This is a genomic window from Granulicella sp. L56 (assembly GCF_009765835.1).
Classification (GTDB): Bacteria; Acidobacteriota; Terriglobia; order Terriglobales; family Acidobacteriaceae; genus Edaphobacter.
The window spans coordinates 1819906-1831722 of record NZ_LMUS01000006.1 but is presented as its reverse complement, the minus strand read 5'-3'; the positions used below and the strand labels follow the sequence as shown (position 1 = coordinate 1831722).

Annotated in this window: 9 protein-coding genes; 7 read left to right on the top strand and 2 right to left on the bottom strand. The window is 60.6% G+C overall.

Annotated elements, in window-relative coordinates:
* Positions 1 to 36: 36 nt before the first annotated feature.
* The gene (locus GSQ81_RS15375; RefSeq protein ID WP_158911551.1) at positions 37 to 960 is read right to left on the bottom strand and encodes a cytochrome c3 family protein; all 924 of its coding nucleotides are present in this window, start codon (positions 958 to 960) and stop codon (positions 37 to 39) included.
* Between the two features lie 435 nt (positions 961 to 1395).
* Between GSQ81_RS15375 and GSQ81_RS15370 the strand changes: the two genes are divergently transcribed.
* The 7 genes from GSQ81_RS15370 to GSQ81_RS15340 all read left to right on the top strand — a co-directional run bounded on the left by GSQ81_RS15370 (position 1396) and on the right by GSQ81_RS15340 (position 10511).
* Positions 1396 to 2106: a DNA-3-methyladenine glycosylase gene (locus tag GSQ81_RS15370; protein WP_158911550.1), complete on the top strand. Its 711-nt coding sequence runs from the start codon at positions 1396 to 1398 to the stop codon at positions 2104 to 2106.
* Positions 2107 to 2213: 107 nt separating this feature from the next.
* Positions 2214 to 4760: a DUF3536 domain-containing protein gene (locus GSQ81_RS15365; protein WP_158911549.1), complete on the top strand. Its 2547-nt coding sequence runs from the start codon at positions 2214 to 2216 to the stop codon at positions 4758 to 4760.
* Positions 4761 to 4962: 202 nt separating this feature from the next.
* Positions 4963 to 6255 carry a DUF4010 domain-containing protein gene (locus GSQ81_RS15360; protein WP_158911548.1) on the top strand — a complete coding sequence of 431 codons (1293 nt, stop codon included), beginning with the start codon at positions 4963 to 4965 and terminating at the stop codon, positions 6253 to 6255.
* Positions 6256 to 6305: 50 nt separating this feature from the next.
* Entirely contained in the window at positions 6306 to 7568 is a 1263-nt protein-coding gene (locus GSQ81_RS15355; protein ID WP_216846446.1) for a sorbosone dehydrogenase family protein, read from the top strand.
* A gap of 269 nt (positions 7569 to 7837) precedes the next feature.
* Positions 7838 to 9334: a hypothetical protein gene (locus GSQ81_RS15350; RefSeq protein WP_158911547.1), complete on the top strand. Its 1497-nt coding sequence runs from the start codon at positions 7838 to 7840 to the stop codon at positions 9332 to 9334.
* 230 nt (positions 9335 to 9564) lie between these two features.
* A complete protein-coding gene (locus GSQ81_RS15345) occupies positions 9565 to 10212 on the top strand; it encodes a hypothetical protein (RefSeq protein ID WP_158911546.1) in 648 nt (215 codons plus the stop codon).
* A gap of 74 nt (positions 10213 to 10286) precedes the next feature.
* Positions 10287 to 10511: a hypothetical protein gene (locus GSQ81_RS15340; protein ID WP_158911545.1), complete on the top strand. Its 225-nt coding sequence runs from the start codon at positions 10287 to 10289 to the stop codon at positions 10509 to 10511.
* Positions 10512 to 10646: 135 nt separating this feature from the next.
* On the opposite strand, the gene GSQ81_RS15335 is transcribed toward GSQ81_RS15340, so the two are convergent.
* Entirely contained in the window at positions 10647 to 11756 is a 1110-nt protein-coding gene (locus GSQ81_RS15335; RefSeq protein ID WP_158911544.1) for an aromatic ring-hydroxylating dioxygenase subunit alpha, read from the bottom strand.
* Between the last annotated feature and the right edge of the window lie 61 nt (positions 11757 to 11817).

Below are 11817 nucleotides of genomic sequence, written 5' to 3'. Positions count from 1 at the left end.
CCGTTTTGATACCAGTCGTTTTGTTGCCGGTCGTCTTCATCGGTGGCACGTCTCGCAGCTCGAGAGTTGTTCCGGCGCGCGGATGTGGTACTGAGCGGTCAGATATTTGCCCAGCTCCATCTGGCTGGTGAACTTCTGATAGCTCGCCGGCATCGCCAGTTGCAGCGGCAGCGGACTGCCTACCGTCTGGCCTTCGCCGCCATGCACGATGTGCGGCTGCATATTCGGTCCGGTCTGCGGGCTCGAAAGACCCGCCGGATGCGTCGGCTCCAACTGCATCATCGCCAGCTCAGGATTGCCGTTGTTGCTGGGGTCAGCCGTCGTGCAGCTTACGTCCTGCGATGTCGGGCCATCCTTCACGGCGCTGGTGCACCACACCGGCTTGTCCGTCGATGGGCCCGCCCACGCCATGTTGTAGATCTCGCTGGTGGGCCGCAGATTACTGGCCGGATTGCGATGACAGTTCAGGCACCACTCCATCTGCAAGGTGTTCTGCTGATACATCAAAGGCATCTCATCGACGCGTCCATGACAACTGGCGCAGCCGATGCCCTTATTCACATGAACTTCGTGATTGAAATAAACGTAGTCAGGAAGATCATGCACACGAATCCACTGGATCGACGCACCGGTTGCCCAGCTCTGCCGTACCGGCTCCAGAAGCTGCGCATCCGTCCAGATCTGCGAGTGGCAGTTGATGCAGGTCTTGGTCGGCGGAATTCCGGCATAGCTCGACTTCTCCACCGACGTATGGCAGTACTGGCACTGCAGCCCGAGGCCCTCGACGTGGTGCTTGTGGCTGAACGGGATCGGCTGGTCCGGCCGCTGGCCCTGCCGCGTCACCCACGGCGAGCGCTGCAACTCGTTCAACGTGACGCCGAGCGCGATGACAATGATGCCCGTCAACACCAGGCTCAAGCGAGCCAGCGCGTTCGAACTGCGGTCAAAAACTTGCGCCATGAGTGCGTTCCTGCTTCCTTTGCTTTACTTGTCTTTAAGGTCGAGAAGATGCCTTCGATTCCTTATTTTGCTGCTGACAATACTTTTGCTGATAGTTGTACAAAGTCGGCGGCTGGGACGTCCGCGACGGATTGAGCCCCAACAAAATAGCTTTTATTTAACGCCCCGAGTATAGCAGCGCGAAAACACACTTAGAAACCACTCCAGGCCGCTCCCGGCCATTTTTTCATATGTAAATCCGATTATCGAAATGTGACATAAATGCCACCGCCAAACGTTTGCACAACATCTCGTGCATCGACGTTCTAATGGCGAATCGAACCACAACATCTACCGTGCCGCAAAGGTGTTGTCCTTGTAAATGCGAACCAAATTAGTCCGAGTTTCAATGGCCATCGAAAGACATCCTGCCGTCACCTGCGATAACGTCAACTTATGCCGCGTCCACTCAACAATCCGCGCCCTCCCCGCTACGACTCCGCTCTAGCCTGCAAGGAGCTTGCCGCCGCCGATCCAAAGCTGGGCCGCCTGATCGAGCGCGCCGGTCCCTTCACCCTTCGCGTCGCCAGCTCGCAATCGCCCTTCGAGGCGCTGGTCGAGAGCATCATCTATCAGCAATTGCACGGCAAAGCCGCCGCGACCATTCATCGCCGCCTGCTCGAAAGCTTCGAGCCTGTCAGCGGCCTCGGCCATCCCAGCCCCCAACATCTTCTCGACTGCCCCAACGAGCAACTGCGCGCCGCCGGACTCTCTCACAACAAGAGCCTCGCCCTGCGCGATCTCGCTGCAAAAACCATCGACGGCACCGTGCCCACGCTCGCCCGTATCCGCCGCATGTCCGATGAGGCCATCATCGAACATCTCACCCAGGTGCGTGGCATCGGCCGCTGGACGGTCGAGATGCTGCTCATCTTCCGCCTTGGCCGCCCCGATGTGCTGCCCGTCGACGACTACGGTGTACGCAAAGGCTTTGCCCTCACCTTCGGCAAACTCAAACCCACCGATAAGGTCACGCCCGCCGATCTTCCCAAAGCCGACATCATGCACCGTCGCGGAGTGCGATGGAAGCCCTGGTCCTCGGTGGCCAGTTGGTACCTGTGGCGCGCCTGCGATCTGGCCGCAGGCAAACTCACGCCGCTTCCCTGAATCCTATCCAGCATCAATAACAGCAACAGCAAGTTGCACGAATACTAACTTGCATGGCATTTCGCGATTTCCACGTTACCGTTCTCCCTGATTGACATCCAATCATCATGGCAAAGTCCAGAACCTTCATTAAGAGCGCCTCTCCCCGACCACCCGCTATCGATGGGGACACTCGTTTTGTCTGTGTTCACGGACACTTCTACCAGCCGCCGCGCGAAAACCCCTGGCTCGAAAGCATCGAGGTGCAGGACTCCGCCGCTCCGTATCACGACTGGAACGACCGCATCACCTCCGAGTGCTACGCGCCCAACGGTGCCTCGCGCATCACCAACAAGCAGGACGAGATCATCCGCATCATGAACAACTACGCGCGGATGAGCTTCAACTTCGGCCCCACCCTGTTGAGCTGGCTCCAGGACAGCGCGCCCCGCACCTATCGCATGATTCTCGACGCCGACAAGGCCAGTGCGGAGCGCTACGGCGGCCACGGCTCCGCCATCGCGCAGGTCTACAACCACATCATCATGCCACTGGCGAACCAGCGCGACGCGCTCACGCAGATCCGCTGGGGCATCGCCGACTTCGAGCAGCGCTTTGGCCGCAGGCCCGAGGGCATGTGGCTCGCCGAGACCGCCGTCAACCGCAATGTGCTCGACCTCATGGCGCAGGAGGGCATCCAGTTCACCGTCCTCGCACCGCACCAGTGCGCCCGCGTCCGCCGCAAAGCCGATGCGGCCAATAACGACGGCTGGCTGGGAACGCCCGACACCACCGTCGATCCCCGTCATCCCTACACCGTCCCACTTAACGAGGGCCGCAGCATCGCCGTCTTCTTTTACGATGGCCCCAACTCCCGCGCCATCGCCTTCGAAGGTGTGCTCAACAGTGGCGAAGCCTTCGGGCGGAGGCTGGTCGAAGAGTTCCGGCCTACATCCGGCGGCAGCGAACCGGCCCAGCTCTCGCACGTCGCCACCGATGGCGAAAGCTACGGCCATCACCACAGGCACGGCGAGATGGCGCTCTCCTACGCCATGCACTGGATCGAGGACGAAAAGCAAGCCCGCCTGACCAACTACGGCGAGTTTCTCGAAAAATTTCCGCCGCAATGGGAGGCCGAGGTCGAAGAAGACACCTCCTGGAGCTGTCCTCACGGCATCGAGCGCTGGCGCTCCAACTGCGGATGCAATGGCGGCAAGCCCGGCTGGAACCAGGAGTGGCGCGCGCCGTTGCGCGAGGCGCTCGATCATTTGCGCGACGCCACCGCTCCGCTCTCCGAAGAGTTTGCGCGGCCACTGCTCAAAGATCTCTGGGCCGCCCGCGATGGCTACATCCAACTCATCAACAACCGCTCCCGCGCCTCCACGGCCAACTTCTTTGCCGAGCATCAGACCCACGAACTCAGCGAAGCGGAACGCATCGCCGCACTCGAACTGCTCGAATTGCAGCGCCACACCCAGCTCATGTACACCAGTTGCGGCTGGTTCTTCGACGAGATCTCCGGCATCGAGACCGTGCAGATCATCGCCTACGCGGGCCGCGTCCTCCAGCTCGCCGCCAAGCTATTCGGCGCACCCGGCGTTGCACTCGAAACGGAGTTCCTCAACATCCTTGAGCGAGCGAAGAGCAACATTCCGGAGATGGAGAATGGTGCCGAGGTCTACCGCCGCTACGTCACCAACATGCGCATCGGTCTCGAAGAGGTCGGCGCGCACTACGCCATCAGCTCCATCTTCCGCTCCTATCCCGAAGACGGCGAATTGTTCTGCTTCGACGTCCATCGCGACAGCCACGAGATCTTCAACTCCGGTCGCGGCCGCGTCGCCCTGGGCCGCGCTCGTGTCCGCTCCCGCGTCACCGAGGAGAACGAGGACATCTGCTTCGCCGTCCTCCATCTCGGCGACCAGAACCTCTCGGCCGCCATCAAGCCCTACGTCCCCGAGGAGCCGGAGCAACTCGAAGCCTTCACGACGTTCTCCGCCGAGATCGGCAACGCCATGCGCCGCGCTAACCTCCCCGAAGTCATCCGCCTCATTGACCGCTTCTTCGGCAACATGTCCTACTCGCTCACCTCGCTCTTTGCCGACGAGCAGCACCGCATCCTCAACACCATCCTCAATCGCACTCTCTCCGAGATGGAGGACTCCCTCCGCAAGATCTACGAGGACCACGCCTCGCTGTTGCACTTCCTCATCGAATCCGGCATCGCCGCTCCTCCCGCCCTCGCCCTCGCCTCCAGCTTCGCCATCAACGCCAGCCTGCGCCGCGCCATCGAGGCCGATCCCTTCGACCCGGTCGAGATCGAGCGCCTTCTCACCCGTGCCAACACCGATCAGATCGAGCTCGATATTCACCTGTTGGGCTTTACCGCCGGCCAGCGCATGAAGCGGGCCATGATTCGCCTCGAAGCCGAAGCAGCAGGAGACCTCTCCGCCGAGGGTGCTATCCACAGCGCCGTCACCATTGCGAACTCCCTGCGCGACATCCCGTTCGACGTGAACTTCTGGCAGGCCCAGAACATCTGGAACGACCTGCTCCGCCGCAGTGACAAGAACTACTGGACGGAGGAGTGGAAAGAAGGTTTCAAGAAGCTGGGCGAAGCCATGAACATCTGCGTCGATCAACTGGTCATCGAAGCTGGCGTCAGCGCCTTCTAAGAGCCTTTCAAAGCTCGCTGAAATCGAAATCTAAACCACGTCATCTCGACCGAAGGCGTGCGGCTTCATCGCACGCCGTAGCGGATAGACCCCTGTATTTCGCCTTTGCCATTGCCTGTTTTTCTTTCCAAACCCGCCACAGTTACAAATACAGAGACATCTCTCCCGCGCGTCCATCCCTCCAAATATGGGAGGATGACACATGACCAGTTGGCTCGACCTCATTCACGGCAGCTCAACCGCCTTTCCTCCAACGGTCATCGCCGTCAAGCTCGCCGTCGCTATCGCCATCGGCCTGGTCATCGGCTTCGAGCGCCAGTGGTCGCATAAGGACTTCGGCGTCCGCACCTTCAGCCTCACCGCCCTGCTCGGCGCGCTGACCACGCTCATCTCCCCTTCTATGATGCTCGCAGGCATGGCCGCGACGATGCTGTTCGCCGTGCTGCTGAACGTCCGCGACATCATCGCAACGAAGTCCGTCGAAGGAACCACCTCGGTCGCGCTGGTCGTCACCTTTGTGCTCGGCGTTCTTGTAGGCACGGGCCATCTCTTCACCTCGGTCGCCTGCGCCATCGTCATCACATGGCTGCTCTCGCTCAAGCCCCAGTTCAAAGAGTTCGCAGGCGGCGTCCGCTCCGAAGAGATACGCAGCGCCATCCTGCTCGGGCTCTTCGGCTTCGTCATCTGGCCGCTGCTGCCCAACCGCTACATCGATCCCTGGAACCTGCTGCAGCCCCGCGAGGCGTGGATCACCGTGATCGTAGTGGCCTGCATCGGCTTCGTTAACTACGTCCTGCTTCGCCTCTACGGCAAGAAAGGCATCACGCTGACCGCGATCCTCGGCGGCCTGGTCAACTCCACCGCGACCACCAGCGAGCTGTCTTCCTCGCTCCCCAAGGCCGGACTGGTCAAACAAACTCTCCCCGCAGTCCTGTTCACGTCGGTCGCGATGTTCGCCCGCAACCTCATCCTGCTCGGGCTCTTCGCCAGGAGCGCGGTTAAATTTGCCGCCTTCCCGCTCTTCCTGATGGCCCTCATCGCAGGCTACTTCGCATTGCGCGAGCGCGGAGCCGATGCCGACGTCGAAGAGGTCGAGCTGCATCTGTCCTCGCCCGTATCGCTAAGAAAAGTGCTCAGCTTCGGTGCTCTCTTCCTCATCATTCAGGTGCTCGGCACTGCTGCCGTTCGCTGGCTGGGCAATGGAGGTTTCCTTCTCGTCAGCTTCGTCGGCGGCATCGTCTCCAGCGCCAGCGCCACCGCCGCCGCAGCCAATATGGTGCAGCACGGAAGCGTCACCGCCATGGGCGCGGCCATGGCCACCGTGCTGACCTCGATCTCCAGCCAGGCCACCAACCTGCCCATCGTCCGGCGCCACGTCAAAGACAAGGAGATCGTCCGCAAGATCTTCATCGCCACAGCGCTGCAAACCGCCGTAGGCGTTGCGGCTATGGTTGGTCAGGCACTTTTTCTGCACCACAGGGGCTTCTCCTTGTAACCCGCCGATACCTCGCGCATCAGCTACCGTCTATCCGCTACCATCTAGCCATGCTGAAGCTCCGCACGCTCTCCCTGACCCTTCTGGCCATCACCCTCGTTGCCCATGCTCAGACCGCGCTGAAGCCCCACGTCCTTCATCTTGCCAACGGCAAGAACATTACCCTCTCGCTGCCCGCATCCTTCGACATTAACGTCGCCTCCCAGGGCATGCACCGCGTTCGCTTCATGGCCCAGTCCCCCGACAATCGCATCTTCGCCACCGACATGGACTCGCTGGCCGACAACACCCAGGGAGCCATCTACATCCTCACCGGTTGGAACCCCGCGACACATACCTTCGGCTCACGAACCACCTACCTCAAAGGCCTGCGCAACCCCAACAACGTCGCCTTCTACACCGATCCCTCGGGCCAGACATGGCTCTACACCGCGCTCACCGACCGCCTGCTCCGCTACAAATACAAGGCAGGCGACGACGCCCCCACGGGCGCGCCCGAAGTGCTCGCGCACTATCCCGACTACGGACTCAACTACAAGTACGGCGGCTGGCACCTCACCCGCACCGTCGCCTTCGCCAACCTGCACGAGCACACCCGCCTCTACGTCACCGTCGGCAGCAGTTGCAACGCCTGTCTCGAAAAAGAACCCATCCGCGCCTCGCTCTCTGTGATGGACCCCGACGGCAAAAATCAGCAGATCATCGCCCACGGCCTTCGCAACGCGGTCGACATGACCTTCGTCCCCTCCATCGACGGCGGCGCTCTCTTCGCCACCAACATGGGCGACGACCATCTCGGCGACCGAGCCCCCGAAGACACCTTCTTCGAGGTCGACTCCAACCTTCACCCCGTCGCCGCCGACAGCAACTACGGCTGGCCCACCTGCTACTTCGATCACGGCGTCGTCCATCCCGACCCCGTCGTCTCTCACGCCGACCTCAACAAGAACGTCTTCCCTCCCATCGGCGCAACGCCCCCACAGTTCGACTGCACCAAAGTCCCCGCCGCCTACACCACCTTCATGGCGCACGGCAGCCCACTCGGCGTAGCCTTCTTCGACGGCTCCAACCACACTCTCAACAACACCTTCCTCGTCGCCCTGCACGGAGCAGGCAAACCCCACATCGGCACCGGCTATCGCGTCGTCCGCTTCACCCCGGCCTCACGCCACCCGCAAAACTTCATGCTCGGCTTCCTTGTAAATGGCAAAGTAATCGGACGCCCCTGTGGCATCTTCCAAACCGGCCCCGATTCCTTCCTGCTGACCGACGACGTTAACGGCGTCATCTACTCCATCCACCCCAAGAGCTGAACCAAAACCATCGTCTCAACCGATGCAGTGATTCGTGTTGTTGCTGTTGTTCTTGCAGTTGCCTCTGTCGTTGTCGTTGCCCTCGCAGCTAGGTACAGCGAGGCTTCAGCCTCGCGTCTCAATCAAACCGCCGCGAAGCGGCCTCCACTCTGCCGAAGGCCGGAGTGAAGGCGCAGCCGCAACGACTGCACATTGCGATTCCCGCGTCCGCCAAAACTCCGCAAGACAAATCCCTTGCTACGGTCACAGCAAAGTTCTAACCTCGAACAATGTCTCCCCTCGATCGCCGCCGTTTCGTCGCCGTAACCGCAGCAGCCGCTCTGACCCCAAATCTTCGCGCCTTTGCCCAAACCACCGCGACGGCGAAGCTAACGCTGCACAACGACCAGCCCGGGCCCATCGTCCCCGAAGACTTCATCGGTCTCAGCTATGAGATTCAGCAGCTCTCCGACCCCACCTTCTTCGCGCCCTCCAACCACGGCCTCATCGCCCAGTTCCGCGCGCTCGCGCCACACGGCGTCCTCCGCCTCGGCGGCAACACCTCCGACGTCGGCTGGTGGAAGCCCACGCCCGACGCCAAACAGCCGCCGCTGCCCCCCAACGTCATCCTGCGCACCCCTCCGGGTGAACAATCGCCGATGGCCCTCAGCTACGCCGTCACTCCTGAGGCGGTTCGCAATCTGCGCGGCTTCCTCGACGCCACCGGCTGGAACACGCTGTTCGGCATCAACCTCGGAACCAGCACTCCGCAGCGCGCCGCCGAAGAGGCCGTCTTCGTCGCCAAAACCCTCGGCCAGCGCCTCGAATTCTTCCAGGTCGGCAACGAGCCCGACGGCTTCTCCCGCCGCTTCCGCGACAAGGCCACCTGGACCGCCGACCGCTACTTCGACGAGTGGCTCGCCTCCGCCAACGCCATCCGCGCCAGCGTTCCCGGCGCAAAGTTTGGCCTACCCGACACCGCAGGCAATCCCCACTGGTCCACCGTCATCGCCGACCGCATCGCCGCGCTGCCCGAGCGCGACCGACCCAACGTCGCCGCCGTCACCCACCACTACTACTTCACCGGGCCGCCGAGCAATCCCAAGGCGACTCTCGACAACCTTCTCAAGACCGACCCACGCGTCAGCAAAGTGGCGGAGACAACCCGCGAAGCTGCGACTAAGGTCGGCGCAAAGTACCGCATGACCGAGGGCAACAGCTGCTATCGCGGCGGCAAGCCCGGCTTCTCCGACGTCTTCGGTGCCGCGCTCTGGACCGCCGACTACGCGCTCTCGCTCGCCTCCTTCGGCTACTCCGGCATCAACCTGCACGGCGGCGGCGGCAAGGCAGTCGCCGACTCGCTCGGCGGCACCCTCCCCGGCGAGGCCCTCATGCCCGACCCTAAGGCTCCGCATCCGCGCCCGTTCTACACCCCCGTCGCCGACATGGACGGCAAGTACGTCGCCGAACCCGTCTACTTCGGCCTCCAGTTCGTCCAGCACTTCGCCGGAGCGACGATCATCCCCGTCGACTTCGACCCCGGCCCGGTCAACGCCACCGCCTACGCCGCGAAGCTTCCCAACGGGCGCTCTCTCTTCGCAATCATCAACAAGGACGCCACGCAATCGACCGAGATTACCCTTCCAGGCCGCGGCAAAGGCACGCTCTACCGTCTCACCGCACCAACGCTCACCGCACACGAAGCGCATCTCTCCAACGGCGAACGCACAAAAGGCGGCACGCTCAACGTCCCCGCGGCCAGCGCCATTCTCTTCATAATCGACTAAAAGAAAGCAGCAACTCCCATCTTCGCAAAGACAATCCTCAGCGAAGGTGGGCGCCTCGCCATCAACGGATGCGGTTTGGTGCGACGTATGATGTGCGCTCACACCATTTCAGTCAATGTGTCGATAACAAATTCGACCTCTTTGAAGATATCCAGAACGAGACCCTGATAGTCGGCCCTATCTGCATCGAGCGCTGTGTTTCCTTCGATAGGCTTGTGCTTGAGAGCGACATGAAATCGAACGAAGCTACTGTTCGATACAAGCTTGATCTGAGGATCGGGTTTAGGAACCTCGAAGATGCACACTACAGTTCCGTCTTGAATATCCCCTTTGTATATATCGAAGGTGGATTGTTGCCGCACCCCACTCTGACTTACGAACTCTACATCGATGAGGGAGGGGACAGTGAGAACGACAGTAGGAACCTTATGCTTGTTCCCGTTCGCAAGTTCCGCCAAGATACCCAAGAGAGACGGCATTCTTGGATTAGAGCGACGGTTGAAGGGCTGAAAACTAAAGACGGAGTCTTTTATGGGATCAGGAACGCTGGCGAGTTTTCCTCGACCCCACTTCTTGAACTCTCCGACGTCGCTAGTGATGATGAAAGCGGCCTTGTCGCGTTTGTCGCGATTGGGACTGGTGGGAAGTCCAGCAATGGCGAAAATCAGGTGATCCAGTGCGTCCCTCAAGTTGGTGACACAGTCGCCGATAATCAGTCCCCACCTTTGAAAGTCTGGGACTGCACCAACTCTGCTGGCCCTAAGCCAGTATTTGGTGCACTGCTCATTGCATTGGAAGACAAGTTCGTGAGGGTTTCCCTTGAGCCATGCCGTGATTTCACCATCGACGATTTTGAAGTGGTGGTGCGCCCAAGCTAGCTTGGCCCGAGTTCCTGTAAGGTCTAGCGGCATCCCGCCATGCTATCAGCGCACCTTATGAGAAAATTGCCAACATGAAAAAGGTAGCGGTTCTCCTCATCCTGTTCGGCAGCGGACTAGCCGCTTTCGGAATCACCGGCTTCAGCGGGGAGATCATAACCAACACGCGGGGCGAGGCATTTGGTCAGCCAGATAAGCTAGAGGGCTCGCTCGACTGGTCTATGGATGAACGAATAGTAATCGTCGTCGGCGTGCTTTCGCTCGCAGGCGGCCTGATCTTACGCAAAGATTCAAAGTAGATCCCTACCAATGCACTGCTCTGTCACTGTAATCCCATTCTACACTCAGTCAAGCATGCTATTACCTAGCTATCTCCCTACATTCATGTGACTTATGCCCAAAGCACCCCCCGGGGGTCCCATGAAAGGGACAAATTAGCTTCGCCAGTGCAGCGTGATCGGCCCGGCCAGAGGATGCTCGCCCGTCCCCTTCAACCGCGCCTGCTTCAGCGCGAAGTACCACTTCGCAGGCTTGTCGGCGTCATCGATCAGCATCAGCGCAGGGTTGAACCGCAAGCCCTCGGCCTGCTGCACCATCGTCTCCTGGTCCTGCCGCACAAAACGCGCGCCGAAGAATGTAGCGATGGAAGTTACAAATGGAACACGGTAGAAGACATTCCACGCCGCATACACATCGATCCTGCACGTCGAAGCCGTCACCGGAGTCACCGTGGTCAAACTGGAGAACCACTTCGCACCGCAGCGGATCGTCTCATAGCGCCGGTTCGGCAGCACAAAGTCGATCATCGTCGTGATCGGCTCGCCATACACGCCCAATAATTTGTACGGTGCGCTGTTGCCTGAAGGCGCATGGGCCGACATGCGAAAACCGGCATTTCTTCCATTGTTTTCTTCGTCCTTCAATGGCTCGAAGTGTTTAGTCTTCTCGTGAATGCTCGCCCGGCTGCGCCACCACCACGCCTGATGCACAAACGGACCATGCGCCGGATCCATCAGGCCGATGATGCCGTGATCGACATTGCACGGGAGATCAGCCGTCAGATGCGCGCTGCGATAGCGTTCAGAAAACTTCGGCATCTCCGGCACCGGCGGCAGCGCATCGCCAATCCGCCCCGTTCCCGGCTCGGGAATATAGACCCACGCATAGCCATCGCGCTCCTCACAGGGAAAGGAGTTGGCAAAGATCTTCGTTGCGTCGAGCACATCATGCCCGGTCAACGACGGAATCTCCGTACACTGCCCGCTGCACGGCTCAAAGCGCCAGCCGTGATATTTGCACTGCACCGTCTCGCCGTCGAACCATCCCGCCGAAAGCGGAATGCCGCGATGCGGGCAAAGGTCGCGCATGGCAAAGATTTTGCCGTCGTTCCTGCGCCCCATCAGCAAGGGAATGCCCAGCAGCATGGCCGTCTTCGTCTTGCCCTTGCGCAACTCGGCAGCACGCAGGGCCGGATACCACTCGCCGAAGATAAGCTCTGTCGGCGGCGCAGCGGTGTTCCCAACTTGAACCAGATCATTCATCATGCAGTCAGCCTGAGTCTACGACAAATCACGCCAAATCAACTCATCCACGCGTCATCTCGAT